The sequence below is a fragment of the uncultured Cedecea sp. genome (genome assembly GCF_947498825.1).
GTDB lineage: Bacteria > Pseudomonadota > Gammaproteobacteria > Enterobacterales > Enterobacteriaceae > JGM124.
The window spans coordinates 43,366-65,241 of sequence record NZ_CANMLV010000020.1; the positions used below are offsets into that span (position 1 = coordinate 43,366).

At 46.1% G+C, this 21,876-nt stretch carries 19 protein-coding genes; 7 read left to right on the forward strand and 12 right to left on the reverse strand.

Annotated features, from left to right (window positions below):
- Positions 1-62: 62 nt before the first annotated feature.
- Genes Q1A40_RS17805 through Q1A40_RS17815 form a run of 3 tightly spaced genes read left to right on the forward strand, consistent with a single transcriptional unit; the run spans position 63 to position 3,467 of the window.
- Positions 63-1,106: an extracellular solute-binding protein gene (locus Q1A40_RS17805; protein ID WP_300002790.1), complete on the forward strand. Its 1,044-nt coding sequence runs from the start codon at positions 63-65 to the stop codon at positions 1,104-1,106.
- Entirely contained in the window at positions 1,090-2,778 is a 1,689-nt protein-coding gene (locus Q1A40_RS17810; RefSeq protein ID WP_300002793.1) for an iron ABC transporter permease, read from the forward strand. Before Q1A40_RS17805 ends, Q1A40_RS17810 begins: the two co-directional genes overlap by 17 nt.
- Positions 2,779-2,786: 8 nt before the next feature.
- On the forward strand, positions 2,787-3,467 hold the full coding sequence (locus Q1A40_RS17815) for an ABC transporter ATP-binding protein (RefSeq protein WP_300002796.1): 681 nt from the start codon (positions 2,787-2,789) through the stop codon (positions 3,465-3,467).
- Between the two features lie 8 nt (positions 3,468-3,475).
- Here the strand turns inward: Q1A40_RS17815 and actS are convergent, their stop codons facing one another.
- The 6 genes from actS to xerD form a co-directional block, all read right to left on the reverse strand.
- On the reverse strand, positions 3,476-4,195 hold the full coding sequence (gene actS, locus Q1A40_RS17820) for an amidase activator ActS (RefSeq protein WP_300002799.1): 720 nt from the start codon (positions 4,193-4,195) through the stop codon (positions 3,476-3,478).
- Between the two features lie 89 nt (positions 4,196-4,284).
- A complete protein-coding gene (gene lysS, locus Q1A40_RS17825; RefSeq protein ID WP_300002802.1) occupies positions 4,285-5,802 on the reverse strand; it encodes a lysine--tRNA ligase in 1,518 nt (505 codons plus the stop codon).
- A gap of 8 nt (positions 5,803-5,810) precedes the next feature.
- Positions 5,811-6,909, reverse strand: a protein-coding gene (gene prfB, locus Q1A40_RS17830) for a peptide chain release factor 2 (protein WP_300002805.1) whose coding sequence is annotated in 2 segments (ribosomal slippage) — positions 5,811-6,833 and positions 6,835-6,909 — 1,098 coding nt in all. Because the reading frame shifts where the segments join, the coding sequence is not laid out codon by codon here.
- 91 nt (positions 6,910-7,000) lie between these two features.
- Positions 7,001-8,734, reverse strand: a complete 1,734-nt coding sequence (recJ, locus tag Q1A40_RS17835; RefSeq protein ID WP_300002808.1) for a single-stranded-DNA-specific exonuclease RecJ — start codon at positions 8,732-8,734, stop codon at positions 7,001-7,003.
- 6 nt (positions 8,735-8,740) lie between these two features.
- Positions 8,741-9,457, reverse strand: coding sequence for a bifunctional protein-disulfide isomerase/oxidoreductase DsbC (dsbC, locus tag Q1A40_RS17840; RefSeq protein ID WP_300002811.1), 717 nt, complete (start codon positions 9,455-9,457; stop codon positions 8,741-8,743).
- Between the two features lie 22 nt (positions 9,458-9,479).
- Entirely contained in the window at positions 9,480-10,376 is an 897-nt protein-coding gene (xerD, locus tag Q1A40_RS17845; protein ID WP_300002814.1) for a site-specific tyrosine recombinase XerD, read from the reverse strand.
- Positions 10,377-10,555: 179 nt separating this feature from the next.
- Between xerD and fldB the strand changes: the two genes are divergently transcribed.
- Entirely contained in the window at positions 10,556-11,077 is a 522-nt protein-coding gene (fldB, locus tag Q1A40_RS17850; protein WP_300002897.1) for a flavodoxin FldB, read from the forward strand.
- On the opposite strand, the gene Q1A40_RS17855 is transcribed toward fldB, so the two are convergent.
- Together Q1A40_RS17855 and sdhE are read right to left on the reverse strand one after the other, a co-directional pair.
- Positions 11,074-11,496, reverse strand: coding sequence for a protein YgfX (locus Q1A40_RS17855; protein ID WP_300002817.1), 423 nt, complete (start codon positions 11,494-11,496; stop codon positions 11,074-11,076). The two genes, fldB and Q1A40_RS17855, sit on opposite strands and share 4 nt — an antisense overlap.
- On the reverse strand, positions 11,477-11,743 hold the full coding sequence (gene sdhE / locus Q1A40_RS17860) for an FAD assembly factor SdhE (protein WP_300002820.1): 267 nt from the start codon (positions 11,741-11,743) through the stop codon (positions 11,477-11,479). The genes Q1A40_RS17855 and sdhE overlap by 20 nt, the downstream gene beginning before the upstream one ends.
- 250 nt (positions 11,744-11,993) lie before the next feature.
- Here sdhE and ygfZ point away from each other — a divergent pair, with 250 nt between their 5' ends.
- Positions 11,994-12,980, forward strand: a complete 987-nt coding sequence (gene ygfZ, locus Q1A40_RS17865) for a tRNA-modifying protein YgfZ (RefSeq protein WP_300002825.1) — start codon at positions 11,994-11,996, stop codon at positions 12,978-12,980.
- Positions 12,981-13,017: 37 nt separating this feature from the next.
- Here ygfZ and Q1A40_RS17870 read toward each other — a convergent pair whose 3' ends face one another.
- Positions 13,018-13,671 (reverse strand): hemolysin III family protein, encoded by a 654-nt coding sequence (locus Q1A40_RS17870; RefSeq protein WP_300002828.1) that lies wholly within the window; start codon positions 13,669-13,671, stop codon positions 13,018-13,020.
- Between the two features lie 491 nt (positions 13,672-14,162).
- Here Q1A40_RS17870 and Q1A40_RS17875 point away from each other — a divergent pair, with 491 nt between their 5' ends.
- On the forward strand, positions 14,163-14,891 hold the full coding sequence (locus Q1A40_RS17875) for a MurR/RpiR family transcriptional regulator (protein WP_300002900.1): 729 nt from the start codon (positions 14,163-14,165) through the stop codon (positions 14,889-14,891).
- 166 nt (positions 14,892-15,057) lie between these two features.
- Positions 15,058-16,491, forward strand: coding sequence for a 6-phospho-beta-glucosidase (locus Q1A40_RS17880; protein WP_300002831.1), 1,434 nt, complete (start codon positions 15,058-15,060; stop codon positions 16,489-16,491).
- Positions 16,492-16,610: 119 nt separating this feature from the next.
- On the opposite strand, the gene Q1A40_RS17885 is transcribed toward Q1A40_RS17880, so the two are convergent.
- The 3 genes from Q1A40_RS17885 to Q1A40_RS17895 form a co-directional block, all read right to left on the reverse strand.
- A complete protein-coding gene (locus Q1A40_RS17885) occupies positions 16,611-18,986 on the reverse strand; it encodes a M66 family metalloprotease (RefSeq protein ID WP_300002834.1) in 2,376 nt (791 codons plus the stop codon).
- A 695-nt stretch (positions 18,987-19,681) separates the two neighbouring features.
- Entirely contained in the window at positions 19,682-21,148 is a 1,467-nt protein-coding gene (locus Q1A40_RS17890; protein ID WP_300002837.1) for an ATP-binding protein, read from the reverse strand.
- A gap of 3 nt (positions 21,149-21,151) precedes the next feature.
- Complete coding sequence (locus Q1A40_RS17895) at positions 21,152-21,865, reverse strand: response regulator transcription factor (protein WP_300002839.1); 714 nt, start codon at positions 21,863-21,865, stop codon at positions 21,152-21,154.
- Positions 21,866-21,876: the final 11 nt, after the last annotated feature.

The following is a 21,876-nucleotide window of genomic DNA, read 5'->3' on the forward strand; positions in this document are numbered from 1 at the left end:
TATCATGCTATAGAAAACAGCTGTTCTTTTGATACGTTTGATAACCTCTCTGGAGTAAATGAATGACTGTATTGAGCAAACCGTCTGCGCGTCTGAAACGCATTGTTCTTGCTACCGCGCTGGTATTACCTGCCAGTTTACCAGCTTTTGCTGATGACGCGCTAACGCTGTATACCACCCGTGAACCAGGGCTTATTCAGCCCCTGCTGGATGCCTGGACCAACGAAAGTAAGGTAAAGGTCAATACGGTTTATATTAAAGACGGTATGCTGGAACGTGTAAAAGCAGAAGGAGAGAACTCTCCTGCTGACCTGCTAATGACCGTTGATGCAGGCAATCTGATTGACCTGGTAGAAGCAGGCGTAACGCAACCTGTCGTTTCTGAAAAATTGAATACTGCGGTGCCGAAAAATCTGCGTGGTGAAGACAATCAGTGGTATGCCCTATCGATGCGTGCCCGCGTGTTATATGCAGATAAATCATTCCCGACCGCTGACTGGCATTATGAGCAACTCAGCAATCCTGAGTACAAAGGTAAAGTCTGTCTGCGTTCCGGACAACATCCTTATAACACCGCCATGATCGCGGCGATGATCGCTCACCACGGTGAGGCGAAAACGGAAGAGTGGTTACGCGGCGTTAAAGCCAACTTAGCCCGTAAAGCAACCGGGGGTGACCGTGACGTAGCCCGCGATATTCTCGGCGGGATCTGTGATATCGGACTGGCTAACTCTTATTATGTCGGCCATATGAAAAATGCCAAAGAAGGCAGTGATGCCCGTCAGTGGGGCGATGCGATTCAAGTGATTAAACCGACCTTCGAAGACGGTGGAACCCACGTCAATATCAGCGGTGCAGCTGTCGCACGCCATGCTCCAAATAAAGAAAAAGCCGTTGAGCTGATGGAATATTTGGTTTCTGCTCCAGCCCAGCAGATCTACGCTAAAGCAAACTATGAATATCCTGTCGTTCAGGGCATCGAGCTTGATCCTGTCATCAAGGAGACTATCGGTGATATTCAGGTTGATGCTATCCCGCTGACTGAGGTAGTGAAACATCGTAAACAGGCAAGTTTGCTGGTAGATAAAGTTGGATTCGATCAATAAAATCTCCCGTTTTTCCTCGCAACGCAGCCGATTGACCGGGCTGCGTTCGGGTATTTCATCTCTTCAACTGATGGCCACTTTAGTGGCCATTGGCGTTCTCACGCCTCTGGCGACTCTTGCATGGCTCGCGACTCAGTCTGATTTTTCTCACTGGAATAACCTTGCTCAATATGTCCTGCCGGCAGCAATAAAAAACACCTTTTTACTGCTCCTTGGCGTAGCTGCAATGGTTGCTGTGATAGGCGTGGGTTGTGCATGGGCTGTGACAGCCTGGCAGTTTCCGGGCCGGAAAATATTATCCTGGGCTCTGCTGCTGCCTCTGGCGATGCCGACTTATATTGTGGCCTTTGCCTGGCTTGATATCCTGCATCCGATAGGACCACTGCAGGGCGCGCTGCGTTATTTGCTCGGCTACGATAGCCCTCGGCAGTTCCGGTTACCGGACATTCGCTCCCTTGGTGGTGCGATAATTCTGCTCGGATTAGTGCTCTATCCTTATGTTTATCTGACCGCCAGAGCGATGTTTATCAGCCAGCCCGCGCACTTAATTGAGGCTGCCAGAACCTTAGGCTGCTCACCAGCAGGGGCATTTTTTCGTGTGGTGTTGCCGATGGCACGTCCGGCACTGGCTGTAGGGGTTAGCCTTGCCCTATTAGAAACGCTCAATGATATTGGTGCCTCTGAATTTCTCGGCATACAAACGCTGACCGTCACGGTGTATACCACCTGGATAACCCGTTCAGATCTTGCTGCCGCAGCACAGATAGCCAGTCTGATGCTCCTGTTTATTTTCTGTATTCTGACACTGGAATTTTATGGTCGAAAGCGGCAAGGCTATAGCAGTCGTCACTTTCGCGAGGTAAAACCGGTAAAATTAACGACTGGCCGTGCCTTCCTGGCCACTGTGCTGGTTGCCCTACCGGTACTGTTAGGATTTATAGCACCGGTTTGTTATCTGCTGGTAGAAACCTTTAAGCGCCTTGGCGAGGATAATCCCTTTTCTCCCGCACTGTTAAATGCCTTACAGCACACGCTGATGCTGGCGGGCGGCGTCACGCTGGTGGTAATGGTCGTCAGCCTGATTGTCGCCTGGAATGCCCGACAAATGGCTGTGGGCAATCCCAATCCTGGTTATCGCCGTTCTGTTTTACGCCTATCTTCTCTGGGCTATGCCGTACCAGGTACTATCCTGGCGATTGGCTTTTTATCTCCGGCGCTTGCGGTCGATAAATGGCTGGCAGGTATACTCGATATGCGTGGGCTTCCGTTAATGTCACTGGGAATAATATTGGTTGTCTGCTGTGCGATTCGCTTTCAGGCAATTGCAATCGGTGCGATTGATTCGGGACTGGCCAGATTACCGAAAAGCCTTGAACAGGCCTCTCGCTCACTGGGAGAAAGTGCATCGGGAACCTTCCGGCGCGTTCATTTTCCCCTTTTACGTCCGGTTCTGGTAAGTAGCGCTCTGCTGGTATTTACTGATGCTATGAAAGAGCTGCCCACGACTCTGCTACTGCGTCCGGTAAACTTTGAAACTCTGGCTACCTTACTGTATGCCGAAGCCGCACGCGGAACCTACGAAGAAGGGGCGATTGCTGCGTTATTAATTGTCGTTGCTGGCACACTGCCTGTGCTATTGCTGATGCGGAACCAAATTACCCGCGGGGAGTAAAACCGCCCATGTCTGAAATTGCTCTGTCGCTGGATAATATCCGCGTCATTTATAGCGGGAACCCCCGTCCTATACTGGAAGGTTTTTCTATGACGGTCAGACGTGGTGAAATTGCCTGTTTGCTCGGTGCTTCGGGCTGTGGGAAAACCACGGTTTTACGGGCAATTGCCGGATTTGAATATCTGAGTGGTGGCGAGATCCATCTTACCCAACGTTGTGTCGCAGGCCCCCAAATTCATCTTCCCCCTGAAAAACGCAATGTGGGTATGGTATTTCAGGACTATGCGCTATTTCCCCATCTGACGGCTGCGCAGAATATCGCTTTCGGTCTACGGAAGTTATCGCGTGAAAGACGACAGGCGCGAGTGGACACATTGCTCACCCTGATTGAGCTACAACAGCATGCCGGACACTATCCTCATGAGCTTTCTGGCGGTCAGCAACAAAGAATTGCACTCGCCCGTGCCATGGCCTCCGAACCGGATATTCTGTTACTGGACGAGCCTTTTTCAAGCCTCGATCGTCCGACCCGGGAGCGCTTAAGTGGCGAGGTACGTGAAATATTACATCAGGCAGGCCAGACTGCGCTGCTGGTCACCCATAGCGAATGGGAAGCCCAGGCGATAGCCAGCCGAATCGGCTATGTCGAAAAGGGCCAGTACCGTAGCCACAGCCCTGAACATCCCTGACAGTCATGTTAGCGAGAGCAGGAAGCGCTCAGATAACGCTGCGGGTCAATCGCTGTCGCCCGGTAACGTAGCTGGAAGTGTAACAGTACAGAACGGGCTCCGCTGCTACCCATAGTCGCTATTTTTTGCCCGGCTTTCACCTTCTGTCCGTTATTGACCAGGATAGTCTCATTATGGGCATAAGCGGTAATGTAGTCTTCGTTGTGCTTAATCATCACCAGATTGCCATAACCACGTAACTGGTTACCGGCATAAACCACGGTTCCTGCAGCTGAGGCGTGAATTGCCTGCCCGCGCGAGCCGGCAATATCAATCCCTTTATTCCCCCCGTCACTGTAAGAGTAAGCGTCAACCACTTTTCCTTTAGTCGGCCATAACCAGCAGCGAGAGCCAACAGGTGGCAGTGTGACTTTAGGCAAAGCCGCAGGTGCCTTACTGGCGGGAGTCGTTTTTTTGGCAACAGCCGTATTTTTGCCTGTGCCACGCTTCGCCATTCCTTTGGTTTGCAGACGCTGGCCCACTAAGAGTTTGTAAGGTGGCGGCAGGCTATTCATTCTCGCCAGTTCGCCAACACTGGTACCAGTCATACGTGATATTCGGTATAAGGTATCACCACGCTTTACAGTATAGACAGAACCATTGAAGGTCCCTTCATTACTCGCGTTTTTGGAAGAGCACGCCGTCAACAGAAGACTTATCAGCAAACAGACGATGATTTTCCAGCGCATAAAGGGGCTTTCCTTAAACAAAACGATCCTCGGGGTATTTATTGTCGAACAGGGATTCACCCTCCCCAATAACAGGGAGGGTGTCAGGGCTATTTAACCGGGCGCAGAGCAGGGAACAGGATAACGTCGCGTATAGTATGACTATTGGTAAATAACATCGTCATACGGTCGATACCAATACCTAAGCCTGCTGTCGGGGGCAAACCATGTTCCAGAGCAGTGACATAGTCTTCATCGAAGAACATCGCTTCATCATCACCGGCATCTTTAGCATTAACCTGGTCAGCAAAGCGCTGGGCCTGGTCTTCAGCATCATTCAGCTCAGAGAAACCATTACCGATTTCACGACCACCGATAAAGAACTCAAAACGGTCAGTGATTTCAGGATTCACATCGTTTCGACGTGCCAGAGGGGAAACTTCTGCCGGATATTCGGTGATAAAAGTAGGCTGAATCAAATGACTTTCGGCCACTTCTTCAAAGATTTCTGTAACAACGCGTCCCAGACCCCAGCTCTTTTCAATCTTGATACCGATAGACTCAGCGATAGCAACCGCTTTATCCATATCATCAAGGCTTGCGATATCTGTTTCAGGGCGATGTTTTTTAATCGCTTCACGCATCGTCAGTTTTTCAAACGGCTTACCGAAATCGAAGACCTCTTCACCGTAAGGGACTTCAGTGGTACCCAGAACCTCTTCCGCAATATTACGGAACAGCGACTCGGTCAGTTCGATCAGATCGCGATAATCCGCATACGCCATGTAGAGCTCCATCATGGTGAATTCTGGATTATGACGCGGGGAGATCCCTTCGTTACGGAAGTTACGGTTAATTTCGAATACCCGGTCGAATCCCCCCACGACCAGACGCTTCAAATACAGTTCCGGCGCAATACGCAGGTACATATCGAGATCCAGCGCGTTGTGGTGCGTGATAAATGGACGTGCCGCTGCACCACCCGGGATAGCTTGCATCATTGGGGTTTCAACTTCCATAAACTCACGATCAACCATGAATTTGCGGATTGATGCCATGATCTTCGAACGAATTTTAAAGGTGTGGCGGGACTCATCATTCGAGATAAGATCCAGATAACGCTGACGATAGCGAGTTTCCTGATCCGCCAGACCGTGGAATTTATCCGGCAATGGGCGCAGAGCTTTAGTCAGCAGGCGTAATTCGCTACAGTGAATAGACAGCTCGCCCGTTTTAGTTTTAAACAGCTTACCGCGTGCACCGAGGATATCGCCCAGATCCCATTTTTTAAACTGTTCGTTGTAGACGCCTTCCGCTAAATCATCACGAGAGACATATAGCTGAATGCGGCCGCCTACATCCTGTAGAGTGACAAATGATGCCTTACCCATAATACGACGCGTCATCATACGCCCGGCTACCGCAACTTCGATATTCAGGTCTTCCAGCTCTTCGTTTTCTTTCCCATCGAAGTCAGCATGAAGTTGGTCTGAGATACTGTCGCGACGGAAGTCATTTGGAAACGCAATACCGTTCTCACGTAGCGCGGCCAGCTTTTCGCGGCGAGTTTTCAGTTCATTATTTAATTCAACTGACGCATCTACGTTATGTTCTTGTTGTTCAGACATGTTGGTTCCTATAGCCCAGCTTTCAAACTTGCTTCGATAAATTTGTCCAGATCGCCATCCAGTACCGCTTGCGTATTACGGGTTTCAACACCGGTACGCAAGTCTTTGATACGAGAGTCGTCTAATACATAAGAGCGAATCTGACTACCCCAGCCAATATCAGACTTGTTCTCTTCCATCGCCTGTTTCTCAGCGTTTTTTTTCTGCATTTCCAGCTCATACAGCTTAGCTTTCATCTGCTTCATTGCCTGATCTTTATTCTTATGTTGAGAACGATCGTTCTGGCACTGAGTCACGGTTCCGGTTGGAATATGGGTAATACGTACCGCAGATTCAGTACGGTTAACGTGCTGACCACCCGCACCTGACGCCCGATAAACGTCAATACGCAGATCGGCAGGGTTGATATCTATATCAATGTTCTCATCTACTTCCGGATAGACAAATGCAGAACCAAATGAGGTATGGCGTCTGCCACCGGAATCAAACGGGCTCTTACGCACCAGGCGGTGTACGCCCGTTTCAGTACGAAGCCAGCCAAAAGCATAATCGCCCTGAACACGAATAGTGACCGACTTAATCCCTGCCACATCCCCTTCAGACTCTTCAATTATTTCCGTTTTAAAACCGCGCGCTTCGGCCCAGCGCAGATACATACGCTCTAACATACTGGCCCAGTCCTGGGCTTCTGTTCCGCCAGAACCAGCCTGGATATCAATATAGCAATCGGCACTGTCGTACTCGCCTGAGAACATACGGCGGAACTCCAGCTGAGCCAGTTTTGCCTCAAGCTGATCCAGTTCTACAACGGCTTCATTGAAGGTTTCTTCGTCTTCTGCTTCAACAGCCAGCTCCAGCAAACCGGAAACATCGTCTAAACCTTGCGTCATCTGATCCAAGGTTTCGACAATAACCTCAAGGGCTGAACGTTCTTTACCCAGAGCTTGTGCACGCTCAGGTTCGTTCCAGACATCGGGTTGTTCAAGTTCAGCGTTTACTTCTTCCAAGCGTTCTTTCTTGGCATCGTAGTCAAAGATACCCCCTGAGAACGTTACTACGCTCAGTGAGATCCTGGATGCGGTTTTTTACCGGATTAATTTCAAACATGCTTAAATTCTTATATTAATGTCAGAAGACAAATGCAGTCATAAACCGGAAAGTTTACCGGAATTACGTCATATTTTGTAGTCTGCTGGTGTTAAATCGGCCAGATATTGTCAATTAACAACTGTACGGTTCGGTTGCCTCTGAAAACATTCACATCGAGTTTATAAACCAGTTCAACTTCACGCACGCTATTATCAGGCCAGAATGTCGAGTCGATATTAAAAGCAATGCCATCCAGCAGTGGCCCTCCCCCTAAAGGTTCAACCATCAATTTAAGATGACGTTCACCGACCAGACGCTGTTGTAAGATTTTGAATTTTCCATCAAACAAGGGCTCAGGGAACATCTGCCCCCAGGGGCCTGCATCTCTGAGCATATCAGCAACGTCAAGATTCATCTCTTGTCCGCTCAGGGCACCATCAGACCAAATCTCCCCTTCCAGCATCGAAGCGTCCATCAGTTCATTGACGAGTGAGGCGAAACGCATGCGAAACTCCTCAAAGCGTGATTCATCCAGTGATAAACCCGCCGCCATCGCGTGTCCGCCAAATTTCAGCATTAACCCTGGATTCAGGGTATCCAGACGTTCCAGGACATCACGTAAATGCAGCCCCTGCACAGAACGACCTGAACCTTTCAACGTTCCGTCACCTGCGGGGGCAAAAGCGATCACGGGTCGGTGGAAACGCTCTTTGATTCTGGAAGCCAGAATCCCGACGACCCCCTGATGCCACTGGGGATGATAGATAGCCAGTCCATAAGGCAATTCACTTTGATCGTGTAACAGCTGGTCACACAGCGTCATTGCCTCGACCTGCATTCCCTGCTCAATCTCTTTACGTGTTTGGTTAAGTGCATCCAGTTCATTGGCCAGCACTCGCGCCTGGGCAATATTTTCACTCAATAGCAGTGCAACACCCACAGACATATCATCCAGCCTGCCCGCAGCATTCAGACGAGGTCCCAGCGCAAAACCCAGATCGCTGGCAGCAATTTTATGCGGTTCACGATTGGAAACCTCCAGCAATGCACGGATCCCTGGGCGGCATTTTCCTGCCCGAATCCGACTCAGTCCTTGCCAGGTAAGGATCCGATTATTAGCGTCTAAAGGCACCACATCAGCAACGGTACCCAACGCCACTAAATCAAGCAATTCTGCCAGGTTAGGAACAGGCAGCCCACGCTGTTCAAACCACCCTTCATCGCGTAAATGGCTGCGTAATGCCAGCATCAGATAAAAAGCCACGCCGACACCCGCCAGTGCTTTTGACGGAAAGCTACAGTCAACCAGATTGGGATTAACTATCGCTTCTGCCGCAGGTAATACTTCCCCCGGCAAGTGGTGGTCAGTAATCAGAACCGGAATACCCAGTTGATGAGCACGCTCTACGCCGCTATGGGAAGAGATGCCGTTATCCACGGTCATGATTATCTCTGCACCTTTACTGTGCGCCTGATTGACCACTTCCGGGCTCAAACCATAGCCATCATCAAAACGATTCGGTACCAGATAATCGAGATTGATACATCCCATTCCCCGCAGAGCCAGAATACTTAAAGCCGTGCTGGTCGCACCATCAGCATCAAAATCCCCCACAACAATAATGCGGCGATTCTCACGAAATGCGCGATACAGCAATTCAACAGCAGACTGTATTCCATGCAAATTCTGCCAAGACAGCATACCTTTGACGCCGCGTTCCAGCTCCTGCTCGGTACGGACACCCCGGCTGGCATACAGACGTTTTAACAAAGGAGGAAGCGTATCAGGAAGCACCGCCGTGCTATCGACTTCACGGCGGCGAAGCAATGTTCGTTGTTTCACCTGCGATTAACCACCCGCTTTCATCATCTTCTGGTGGGTATCCAGCATCTCTTTCATCTCTTTTGGTCCCTGATAACCAGGAATAATCGTGCCATCTTCCAGGATAATTGCGGGTGTACCTTTCACGCCAAATTGCAGGCCAAGATTGTACTGGTCTGCAATATTAATATCACAGGTCGCCGGAGTCACTTTGCCACCCGTCATAGCACTATCAAACTCTTTTGCCCTGTCTTTAGAACACCAAATCGCGTTCATGTCTCCCGCAGCTTTACTTTTCATTCCCTGGCGAGGAAACGCCAGGTAGCGAACAGTGATACCGAGGTCGTTATAATCTTTCATCTCTTCATGTAGCTTATGGCAGTAGCCACAAGTGATATCGGTGAAGACGGTAATGACATGTTGCTCTTTCGGCGCTTTATAAATAATCATGTCTTTTTCTAGCGAGCTCAGTTTTCCCATCAGCAACTGATTGGTCACGTTAACGGGCCGCTCTTTACTGATGTCATACAATGTCCCTTGAAGAACATACTTACCGTCGTCAGTCACATACAGCACACCGCTATCAGTAAGGACGGTTTTCAAACCGGCAATAGGCGCTTCCTGAACATCAGCGTCAGCAATACCCAGTTTTTCCAGTGACTGTTTAATGGTTGTGCTGTCTGCATGCGCGGTGCCTGACATCGCTGCCATGAGAAGAGACAGCAGTAAAAATGTTTTTTTCATGATAATTCCTTTTCCTGGACACTCACGCTCGAGGGTGGTGCTGTTGATGTAGCTGACGTAAACGTTCCGTAGCAACATGTGTATAAATCTGTGTCGTCGATAAATCGCTGTGACCGAGCAGCATTTGTACAACACGAAGATCCGCGCCATGATTCAGTAAATGCGTGGCAAAAGCATGACGCAAAACATGCGGGGATAATTTTTCACTATCAATATCGGCCAGTACAGCATAGTGCTTGATACGATGCCAGAAAGTCTGTCTGGTCATTTTCTGGGCTCGATTACTGGGAAATAAGATATCCAGGGACTGCCCGTTAAGCAGTTCGGGACGACCATATTTCAGGAAGTATTCTACCCAATAGACGGCTTCTTCACCAAGGGGAACCAGCCGTTCTTTATTTCCCTTACCCAATACTCGGACTACTCCCTGGCGCAGACTAATATCGCTCATGGTTAACCCGGTTAGTTCCGATACGCGCAAACCAGTAGCATAGAGTACCTCAATCATCGCCTTATCGCGCAATTCAATCGCGTTATCAACGCTTGGGGATTGCAACAAACGCTCGACCTGAGCCTCACTCAAGTCTTTCGGCAGACGTAAAGGAAGTTTAGGTGACGACAGTAACGCACTGGGATCATCAGGCCGTTTTTTTTCCCGATACAGGTACTGAAATAACCGCCGAATCGCGCTCAGCATACGGGCCGAACTGGTCGCTTTAAATCCCCCATCCAGCCTTTCTGCCAGCAAAGCTTGCAAGTCTGCCGCCTGAACAGTCATCAGATTGAGCTGTTGATGTTCCAGCCACTCAACCAGCGCAGTGAGATCACGCCGATAAGCTTCAAGCGTGTTATCAGCAAGGTTTCGCTCAAGCCAAAGCGCATCCAGAAATTGTTCTATTTGTGCCTGGTCTTGTTCCACAGCCTGCTCCTCCGTCATCAAATTGTGTACATTATACGCTAAATCATTCGCGTTGCAGAAAGGTTGTAAGCGAAGAGCCTCCCCCTGCGGCTTGATGTCTGACGGGGATATATAACTTGTGCTGAAAGGGATCTGATACAATAAGCAGATCTGCACGTGACAATTGAGCTTTTATGACTATGAACATTGGTCTTTTTTACGGATCCAGTACTTGCTACACCGAAATGGCCGCTGAAAAAATCCGTGATATTATTGGTTCGGAAATTATTACCCTGCATAACCTGAAAGACGACTCCCCTGTCCTGATGGAGCAATATGATGCATTAATTCTCGGCATACCCACTTGGGATTTTGGTGAATTGCAGGAAGACTGGGAAGCCGTCTGGGAACAGCTTGATAATCTTCGTCTGACAGGAAAACCGGTTGCCTTATATGGTATGGGTGACCAACTGGGCTATGGCGAGTGGTTTTTAGATGCTTTAGGTATGCTCCACGATAAACTGACACCAAGCGGCGCCCATTTCATTGGTTACTGGCCAACAGAGGGCTATGAATTTACCAGTAAAATTCCTGTAACCGCTGAGGGTGAACTGTTTGTCGGTCTGGCATTAGACGAAACCAACCAATACGATTTAAGCGATGAACGCCTCGAAATTTGGTGTGAACAAATTCTTGGCGAAATGGCGACACATTTTAGCTAACGCTCTGAGTGATTCTTTGCCTGCTGTTGTAGCAGCAGGCGGCGAAGATCGCGCCACTCTTCACTGTCGATACTGTCCGCGGCTAACCACAAATGCAGACTTCCGTGTTTACCCTGACGTTTCAGCTTCAACATAACCCCGCTATCAATAATCCAGGGCTTTCTTGCCATGTGCCATTCATGGCCCTTCCAGCAAACACGGCTGTCTTCGAGAAGTTTAAACGAGCCCTGACAAGCATGTATACGGCGCTGACTACGCACACAACTGAAGACTACCATTAACAGCAGTACCATCCAGATCAAGGTATAGTTTATCGGCCATGGCATCAGTAAAACCAGTAATGCCAGTAGGCCATGGACGAGCAACGAGATCCATTGTGCTCGCCAGGAAACGCTTAAATCAGATTGCCACAGGACCACGTTCTTTATTCCGTGTTTGAATCAGCGCCACCATGCGCTGGAGCTCAGCGTCATCGGGCTTTCCATGATTCATTAACCAGTTAAATAGATCCGGATCATCACACTCCAGAAGGCGCACAAATACCTGTTTATCCAGGTCACTTAACGTTTCATACTCATACTCAAAAAAAGGCATAATCGAAATATCAAGTTCGCGCATTCCCCGCCGACATGCCCAGTGGATGCGGGATTTATTAAAAATATCCATGTGTTCTACCCTATTCTACTCTCTAACAAGAGATAACCGCTGGTGTCAGTGTAACGTGTTTTCATCCGACTGATGATGAGAATCTTATAATCAGCTGATTATCGATATTGGTCTGTTACCATTCAACATGTTACTTTGCCTGTTCGGGACATACGTAAAAGCACAAATCGCACTCTGAAACTACTTGCATTGTCCTGGCTCTATTTTACCATTAGTTAAATAACCTGTTGGATAATTTGGGATCCCTTTTATGTCTCTTACATCGTTTTCTGCACATACTCCTTTGGCTTCCCACGCACTACCACTGACACTGATGACGCTGAATGACTGGGCGCTGTCCAATGTCGTGGGTTTAGACGCAGAAAAATATCTACAAGGTCAGGTCACTACCGATATCTCTCAGTTAACTGACTCACAGCATGTTCTGTGCGCACACTGCGATGCAAAAGGTAAAATGTGGAGCAATTTACGTCTGTTTCGCCGCAATGACGGCTTTGCCTTTATTCTTCGTCGTAGTATACGTGACAACCAGCTGACTGAACTGAAAAAATATGCCGTATTTTCAAAGGTGACTATCACTCCTGACGAAGAAAGCGTACTGCTTGGCCTCGCAGGGCAGCAAGCACGAACGGCTCTCGAATCGGTATTTGAGCACTTACCTGACGAACACACCCCGGTCGTGACTATCGATAACACTTCTATTTTGTGGTTTAACACCCCGGCAGAACGCTTCTTAATCGTCACTGATACCACCACGGCACAAAGTCTTACTGAAAAACTGAGTCAGCAAGCACAGCTAAATGATAGTCAGCAATGGCTGGCATTAGATATTGAAGCAGGCCTGCCAATCATTGACAGCGTCAATAGCGCCCAGTTCCTTCCGCAGGCAACGAATATTCAGGCCCTTAACGGAATTAGCTTTAAAAAAGGCTGTTATACCGGGCAGGAAATGGTCGCACGCGCGAAATTCCGTGGTGCAAATAAACGTGCGCTATGGTCATTAGCGGGTCAGGCCGGTCGGGTACCTGCTGCAGGTGAAGATCTTGAACTGCAACTGGGCGAAAAATGGCGCCGTACCGGTACAGTACTGGCTGCTATCGCGCTGGCCGATGACCACGTCTGGGTTCAGGCCGTGATGAACAACGATCTGGCTGCAGATACGGTTCTGAGAGTCCGCGATGATACTGTCGGCACGTTGGCGATAATGCCACTGCCTTATAGCTTGGTCGAACAGTAATGGTCGGAGCTTCGCCCCAGAACTGGGGCGAAGTCTGTTAAAGAATATAGAGATAAATAGCAAAGAAATGGCAAACACTGCCACCAAGAACAAAACCATGCCAGATAGCGTGATTATAAGGAATACGTTTACAAACGTAGAAAATCACCCCCAGCGAGTAAACAATACCTCCGACAGCCAATAAAGTGACACTACCAGGTGCCAGTTTCATCACCATCTGATAAATCACCACCAAAGATAACCATCCCATAAGTAAATAGGTCACCAGGGAGAGTATTTTAAAGCGGTGCGCTATCGTCAGTTTGAATAAGATGCCAGCTAACGCCAGCCCCCAGATAACCACCATCAGGCCACGCGCTAAGGGAGAATCAAGTCCTACCAATAAAAAGGGCGTATAGGTCCCTGCAATCAATAAATAGATAGCACAGTGGTCAAAGAGTTTTAGCCAGCGTTTGGCACGAGCAAAGGGTATTGCATGGTAGAGCGTGGATGCCAGAAACAGTAAAATCATGCTTCCACCATACAGGCTATAACTCGTAATAGCAGTCGCACTGGCATTGGAGTCTATTGCCTGAACCAGTAGCAATACCAGCCCAACAATACCAAAAACCAGACCAATACCATGACTGATACTGTTGGCTATTTCCTCTGCCAGTGAATATCCCTGAACGACAAGTGGTTTGCGAGCCATCAGGCCCCCCTTAAAGAAATGCACCCTGAATCATTCGAGCTATCGGGTATAACGTAAGACAGACCCCTATCCTAACTGAGAATGATTTCAGTGAACACGTGTAAGCCAAAATTATTTTTTGCTCTCATTTACTCTGAAGCATTCCATTGGACTGTAAACGTCAGGCTCACTCATCGATGAATATATACCCGTCATACTTCAAGTTGCCAGGGTGTTGCGTGCGTGAAGCGCGCCTACAAGCAACTAAATCATATCGGGTATAGATACAGGATATGATTCGGCGGGCTGGGCGCAGGAAAATCGAAGTGCGGTTGGAATAAATTGCCAGATGATGCCAAGAGTATGGCAATATATTGGTAGTCAGTTATCTCTTTCCTATTTCAAATTTCTTGGATACTGACTTCATGGAGTTCGACCCGTCATTTGAAGTGACGAGCACCAATGCACAGGTCAGCGGGCAACTCGTAAGATTTCAGCTGCAGGAAAAAAGCATGTTTACGCACACGGCAATTGCCACTTTGAACGGCCTGGAAATGATGGTTTATCACTATATTATTAAAAATAAAGATAAAGTGATGTACATGACTATCCGTGAACTCGCTGATGCAGCAGAAGTCTCCACCACTACAGTACTACGTTTTTGCCGTAAATTTAATTGCTCGGGTTATTCTGAATTCAGAGTACGGTTTAAATTACATCTCGAACAAAATGATACTCAACCTATTAATTTTGGTAATAGTGAAATAATTAGTTTTTTTAAAAGCATCAACAATAGTGAATTTGAAAACTTAATTGATAATGCCGTTGATATTATTTGCGCTTCAGAACGTATTATTTTTGTCGGTGCAGGCACATCCGGATCATTAGCAAAATACGGTGCACGTTTCTTTTCCAATGTTGGAAAATTCAGTAATCATATTGATGATCCTTATTTTCCTGTTACCCGAGATATGGCAAAAAATGCGCTGGCAATTGTTCTTTCGGTTTCAGGTGAAACCGAGGAAATCTTGCGTTTTGCCAGTCAATTCAGTCTGCATCAATGTAAAGTGATGTCGATCACCAGTCATGAGAACTCATCTCTGGCAAAACTTGCTGACTTTAACTTGTCATGGCACATCCCTCCTATACGCATTGGTGATATTTATGATATCACCACACAAATTCCGGTTATTTATATTTTAGAAACGCTTGGGCGTCGCCTGGCGAAAAAACTAACATAAAAAAACATATTGTTTTTTTGATGTGACAAATCACAAGATCCCTATTTTGTTATATCGTGACAAATGCTTTTCATTTGTTAGACTCCCAGCAAGATTCTATTAACTCTGCGTCATAGTCAGTCGTATGACTCATTATTTTAGATGCTTCCTGTGAGGTCTCAAATTTATGAAAGAACTTAAGTTACCAAAAGATTTTTTGTGGGGTGGTGCGGTTGCAGCTCACCAGGTTGAAGGCGGCTGGGATAAGGGTGGAAAAGGCCCGAGTATCTGTGATGTTCTGACCGGTGGCGCTCACGGTGTGCCTCGGGTTATCACCACCCAGGTTGAACCAGGCAAGTACTATCCAAACCATGAAGCAGTTGATTTTTATGGTCATTATAAAGAAGACATTAAGCTATTTGCCGAGATGGGCTTCAAATGCTTCCGTACGTCTATCGCCTGGACGCGTATTTTCCCAAAAGGGGATGAACTGCAGCCGAATGAAGAAGGTCTGAAGTTTTATGATGATATGTTTGACGAACTGCTCAAATATAACATTGAACCCGTCATTACCCTTTCCCACTTTGAAATGCCGCATTATCTGGTGACTGAATACGGTGGATGGACTAACCGTAAAGTGGTTGATTTCTTTGTTCGCTTCGCTGAAGTCGTGTTTGAGCGCTATAAAAACAAAGTGAAATACTGGATGACCTTTAATGAGATCAATAACCAGCGTAACTGGCGTGCTCCATTATTTGGCTACTGCTGCTCAGGTGTGGTCTATACCGAACACGATAATCCTGAAGAAGTGATGTATCAGGTACTGCACCACCAGTTCGTTGCCAGTGCAATCGCCGTTAAAATGGGTCATCAAATTAATCCTGAGATGAAAATTGGCTGCATGCTGGCAATGGTTCCACTGTATGCCTTCTCTTGTAAGCCTGAAGATCAAATGTATGCTCAGGAATCGATGCGTGAGCGTTATGTTTTCACCGACGTCCAGATGCGTGGTTATTACCCAGCCTATGTTCTGAATGAATGGGAACGTCGTGAATTTAATATCAAAATGGAAGCGGGTGATGAGCAGATCCTGCGTGAGGGTGTCTGCGACTATTTAGGTCTGAGCTATTACATGACCAATGCAGTACAAGCGGAAGGTGGTGTCGGTGATGCACTGAGTGGTTTCCAGGGCAGCGTGCCGAACCCTCACGTCAAAGCGTCAGACTGGGGATGGCAGATAGATCCGGTCGGTCTGCGCTATGGTCTCTGTGAGCTGTATGAGCGTTATCAAAAGCCACTGTTCATCGTTGAAAATGGCTTCGGTGCCTATGACAAAGTCGAAGCTGACGGTTCCATCAATGATGATTACCGTATTGCTTATCTGCGTTCCCACATCGAGCAGATGAAGCTGGCTGTTACCTATGATGGCGTAGAGCTGATGGGCTACACCCCTTGGGGCTGTATTGACTGCGTTTCCTTCACAACTGGTGAATACAGTAAACGCTATGGTTTTATTTATGTGAACAAACATGATGACGGAACAGGCGACATGTCCCGCTCACGTAAGAAAAGCTTTAACTGGTATAAAGAGGTTATTGCAAGCAACGGTGAAAATATTTAATTCTCACAAGAAAAAAGCAATTTTTCAGTAATGAGATTATAAATACTGAAGAGAGAAAGCATACACTTTCTCTCTTCAGGCTTAAAAATACCAGTTCAGTTAAACGCTGAATCAATACATTATAAAGACATCCCATTAACGGTATATGATAAATCATCGCTACCAAGATCTATTTTACGTTGTGTAATCAAATCACCGTCAATATAGAGACTCAGAATAGTAGGTTTTAAATCTCTTTCCACGTTAATATGGAATTTATTCATTTTATCAGAAATGTATCTAAAGGGGGCAAGAGCATAGGAGAATTTATTACCTGAGGCATACTCTATTACCAAATAACATCGGGATCTCCCTGAGTAATGATAGATATTACCGTAGGATCCATTTAGTGCCGGGTAAATATAACTGGTCAGTATGTTTTCTGGATCATAATAGCCTAGTAATGTAATAACTTTAACACCCTGTTTATAAGGAATAATGTTAATCCCCTCCAGTTTATAGTCAAAGATCTCCCAGCGCTTCCCATTAGAAATATAATTTTTTGCTGTTCCTTTATTAAGTGTCTCTTCTGTATTATTAATCTTGACGTTTACGGAAGATATTGAATTAATTTCAAACCTGATCATTAAACCATTATTACTCCGATCGGCGTCAGGTAAATATACAACTCTTGCATGTCGTCCATCGCTTGTCATAATAAGAATATTGATGTTTTTCCTCAGATATACATCAATGTCACTCGCTGTTATATCTACGCCATTTTGAACAGTCATACTGAAAAAATCGATACCATCATTTATTAACTTATATGGCTCCATTTTTTCCAATTTCGCATTCCAACAACTGAATCCAGTGGGCGATGCTCGATCAAAAATTACTCTTGACTCAAAGAATTTCTGGATAACCGATAAAACATAAGGTGTATGTAGCGTATACGCATTAACCTCTGGATATAAGGGCCTGCCACCAGCCATTGCATCCTTACCAAATGAATGACCTTCAAACGGTGCCGTTGGGCGGGGATCGTTTGCCTCAGGATCTAAATAGGTCGATTCATTGGTAACAGCATACTCAAAATTAGGAATAAAGAAATGATTATCACTATCCCAACCCCATGTTGAATTTCTGGTACTGGGAATTTGACCAACAGATCCGTAAATACCACCAGGGTAGTGTCCTAATCCATAATTATGACCGAGTTCATGACTAAGTTCATTACCAACCGTACCATTCAGCGTCGCCATTCCAGCACCACCTGACAATCCATGTACGTGGATCCCATTCTCATATTTACCGATAGACGTATGAATGGTTATTTGTCCGGCAATCAAATTTTTTTCATAGTCATTATATTTTGAAGAGGTAAACCCATAATTAGCATAATTAATACCTTGGCTAATTAGATCCTTACCAATATATTCCCGCATGTTTCCATCATATGTTCCTCCCTCTCCTGAGGCGATATCAGAAAAAAACTGTCCATCTGGTAGCATAATTTCTTTCAAATAAACAGGATCATAGGTTGATACAATTAATTGGCTTACTGGAATTTGTTGAAGATATTGACGATGATATTCTGGGCTCTTTTGGAATTCGAAAGCCTCACGATAAGGAGTTAACATGCCTATAGCTATAGTGTGTAACAGTAACTGATTCGGTGCACCAACATCGATATTATCTATGATTCCTCTTTTATTATTGGAAAAAAATTCAATTTTCATACCCGGCTTGACGACTTCCGCAGGAACGGTAACATGCCAGCAATCTTTCATATATCTGATACGCTGATACGCTGATTGATACTCCAGTTCTTCCTCAATACTCCATCCACCGTTAATATTAATAAAAAGACAACTTTCCCCTTTGGATAGCTTTATTTCATTCATCCCCTGACGTAATACCTTAAAGGAATAGTCAGAATTACAGACAAAAAATATTTTTTTCCCGCTGAACTGAATGTTAGTGTTAAGTTCAAATGTCTCTGCAAAGTTAAAATTTGACGTAATAACATTAATAGTATTATTTTTTAAAATAATTTCCTCAAAAGCCTTTATATCACTTGATATTTTTCTTAATTCATTGTTTTTATCAATGACAATATCAAATCTACTTGGAATTGAAAAAATCACACGCTCTTGTAGGGCTAAAGGAATTTTAGTATCATCACTCACCATGGTTCTGGTCAGAACCATTCTATTTTCTCTATCTTTAATATTTAGATATATTTCATTTAAATAGTTTTCATGAGGACGAAATAAAATCATCATTTGTCTATTCGATATAACTCGTTGATAAACATCATCAGGGATATAATTATGTGAGGGTGTGATACAATTTTGAACATAATATACAGTCCCCTTGAGATCTCCCTCGGTATCGCTTACAAAATCATTCCTGTTAAAATATATAAGGCCAGATGTTTTTTGGAATTTGTTAAAATTATTACCCCTGTCCGTTATTTTTATCCCAGGACTTTCTTCTTTGCAAATACTCATAATTATCACCCTTTGGCATATTGGAAGAATATAATAAAAAAAATACTTTTCACTAATAATATCAATCGCTACTTTACCCTTGAAAAACATAATGCTTTTATATTGATGAGCCAGGAGCAAGAGTTTAATGTTTATTATTATGAAAAATATATACACAGCCAGGATAAAGCTATGGGTGTACTTAATCAGTACATTCTAAAATGTATATTTTATTGTTGCATGGGGAAAAACAGCATCTACAAACAGTAAACCCGTTAATACTCACATTCAATAAATTAAGAAATATTTGATATGAAAAACTCAAGAATATTTAATACAAAAAACGAATGACAGGCTTATTTCTACTATTATTGAAAGAAGAATTATCACCCATTCTATTTAATTGCAAGTAAATCCAATGACACAACAATATCCAGCAGCTCATTTTGCTATGCAAATCACAAAAATGATTAGAACCAAAATAATTCGAGTTGCTTGTAGGCGTGAAGTGAGGCCCGTCGATGAGCATAGATAAACTCTGTGATTCGGCGGGCTGAACGCAGGCAACACCCAGGCAACTTGAAGTATGACGGGTATATAACACCAGCAAACCTCTTCGTCTCGGGTTCTACCTTGGTAAGAGGGCTTCAGAACCCCGCTTCTGATATTTTTTATCGGGTGTGCCGTAAAAACCTGCCCTCAGGGCGGGGAGGATGTCAAATCAACAAGCCAAAACGAAAGCTGGCACCGCGCCCAGGAATATCGACCAGCATAATCTCGCTGCCATGCAGTTGTAGCATCTGACGAACAATCATCAAGCCTAGCCCTCCCTCGCTGCGTCGCGATGTATTCAGAATAGAGGGCCGAATAAACAGACCATCTCTTAGCGCTTTCGGTATTCCCGGCCCACTGTCACTCACTTCAACCATCAGTTTTTCAGCCTCTCGCCACAGGCGTACAGAGATCGTACCGTAGTCTGGCGTATGACGAATCGCATTCCCTAATAGGTTAGTCAGAACCCGCTCAATCATACTGACATCTGCTGAAACCAGTGGCAGTCCAGGTTGAATATCTGCCCGCAATGCAAGCTGGCGAGTCGAGGCTGTGAGTTCAAATTTCTGGTACACATCCTGAAGCAACTCACTGACCGAAAAAGGCTCTTTTTGCGGCTTTACCACCCCGTATTCCAACCGGGCAAGTTCAAACAGCGATTGTGCCAGCGCCCCCACTTTTTGGCTCTGTGCCAGTGCAATCTCCAGATAACGTTTTTTCTCGGCTTCGCTGAGTGAGGCAGACATCACTGACAGACTTTCAAGATAGCCATGAAGCGAAGTCAGCGGAGTTCGCAAATCATGTGAGATATTAGCTACAAACTCACGCCGCAACTGATCTTGCTCAGTCAGGCTATGCCACTGTTCAGAAATTCGTCTCGCCATCAGAATAACGCCCTGACGCAACTGGATGAGTTCATCAGCACTATTATTTGGCTCCAGCGGTAAAGCGGCCAGGGCCTGCATTTCCCCCATCCCTCCGGTTTCGAGTGCTTTCACTTGCTGAGAAAGCCGTCTCAAAGGACGAATTACCCAGCGGAATGCCAGCCATCCCACTATCAGACCTGACAGACAAATAATGGCGATTAGCAGTAAGCTAATCTTTAAAATAGCATCAAACTGTGCGCTACTGGCCAAGTGGTTATAGGATTCCCCGAGGAGAACCACATATACATATCCCCTGATCTCTCCGTCACGCAGCATCGGTGCGACGCTGAAGACCTTTTCATCACTCAGGCTACGCGGATCATCTCCGAACAGCGGTAACTTTTCTCCAGCAAGAGCACGATGGATAGGATCAAGATGTACCTGCTGGCGTTTAATATGCCCCTCAGGTGCGCCATCGCCGATAATCCGTCCTTGTTTATCAAGTAAGTACACTTCCACGCTGGGATTCACAGCCATCAGGTTATCAAACAGTTCGCGCACTGATGCTTTATTCAGTCCGTCCTGCTCCAGCAGTGGATAGGTTTGATTAATATGCTGGGCCAGATCACTGGATAGCTGCTGAATCACCGACTGACTATACTGAGCGCTGGTTTTTACCTGGAGCCAGCCAAGCAGCGCACATGCTGCCAACAGTAACAGGGCAAAAGTCAGTGTAAGGCGGCGGGACAGGGTCAGGTAGCGCATAGGTTACTCACGAGACTTCGGGGAAAATTTATAACCTTTACCCCATACAGTACGAATAAAATCAGGCTCCGCTGGGTTATGTTCAATCTTGATTCTCAGGCGATTGATATGGGTATTCACAGTATGCTCATAGCCTTCATGCTGATATCCCCAAACCTTATTAAGTAACTCCAGGCGGGAAAAAACGGCCTCAGGGTGTCTGGCAAAAAAGTAGAGTAAATCAAACTCACGTGGCGTCAGATCTATCGTTTCGTCAGCGAGTAGTACGGTTCTGGTCAGAGGATCTATCGACATCCAGCCAAAATGAATTATCCCTGTTTCAAGGCGCAAGTCCTGACTCATGGCTGTCTGACGACGAAAAAGGGCTTTTACTCTTGCTACCAGTTCCAGCATCGAAAAAGGTTTTGCCAGGTAATCATCCGCACCCAGTTCCAGCCCCAGAACGCGATGAGTTTCACTGGAGCGGGCGCTGATAATAATAATCGGTGTATAGCGAGTCAGGGTTCTGGCAAAACGACAAATTTCCAGTCCGTCGACTCCGGGTAACATTAAGTCAAGGATTAAGGCATCAAAGCCTCCCTGTTTTACATACTCAAGCCCCTGACTACCATCAGCACAATGCGTGATCTCAAAGCCTTCCTCACGTAAATGAAGTTGCAATAACTCAGCTATATTTTCGTCGTCCTCAACGATTAGTATTCGTTTTGATTCGCTCATGCCTGTGCCTC

Bases quoted from the DNA above. Each gene is read 5' to 3' on its own strand.
- Q1A40_RS17880 (WP_300002831.1), top strand. From the start codon at position 15,058: ATGAAAGAACTTAAGTTACCAAAAGATTTTTTGTGGGGTGGTGCGGTT.
- fldB (WP_300002897.1), top strand. From the start codon at position 10,556: ATGAACATTGGTCTTTTTTACGGATCCAGTACTTGCTACACCGAAATG.
- Q1A40_RS17870 (WP_300002828.1), bottom strand. From the start codon at position 13,671: ATGGCTCGCAAACCACTTGTCGTTCAGGGATATTCACTGGCAGAGGAA.
- Q1A40_RS17890 (WP_300002837.1), bottom strand. From the start codon at position 21,148: ATGCGCTACCTGACCCTGTCCCGCCGCCTTACACTGACTTTTGCCCTG.
- Q1A40_RS17885 (WP_300002834.1), bottom strand. From the start codon at position 18,986: ATGAGTATTTGCAAAGAAGAAAGTCCTGGGATAAAAATAACGGACAGG.
- Q1A40_RS17875 (WP_300002900.1), top strand. From the start codon at position 14,163: ATGTTTACGCACACGGCAATTGCCACTTTGAACGGCCTGGAAATGATG.
- actS (WP_300002799.1), bottom strand. From the start codon at position 4,195: ATGCGCTGGAAAATCATCGTCTGTTTGCTGATAAGTCTTCTGTTGACG.
- Q1A40_RS17895 (WP_300002839.1), bottom strand. From the start codon at position 21,865: ATGAGCGAATCAAAACGAATACTAATCGTTGAGGACGACGAAAATATA.
- Q1A40_RS17805 (WP_300002790.1), top strand. From the start codon at position 63: ATGACTGTATTGAGCAAACCGTCTGCGCGTCTGAAACGCATTGTTCTT.
- lysS (WP_300002802.1), bottom strand. From the start codon at position 5,802: ATGTCTGAACAACAAGAACATAACGTAGATGCGTCAGTTGAATTAAAT.
- ygfZ (WP_300002825.1), top strand. From the start codon at position 11,994: ATGTCTCTTACATCGTTTTCTGCACATACTCCTTTGGCTTCCCACGCA.
- Q1A40_RS17815 (WP_300002796.1), top strand. From the start codon at position 2,787: ATGTCTGAAATTGCTCTGTCGCTGGATAATATCCGCGTCATTTATAGC.
- sdhE (WP_300002820.1), bottom strand. From the start codon at position 11,743: ATGGATATTTTTAATAAATCCCGCATCCACTGGGCATGTCGGCGGGGA.
- dsbC (WP_300002811.1), bottom strand. From the start codon at position 9,457: ATGAAAAAAACATTTTTACTGCTGTCTCTTCTCATGGCAGCGATGTCA.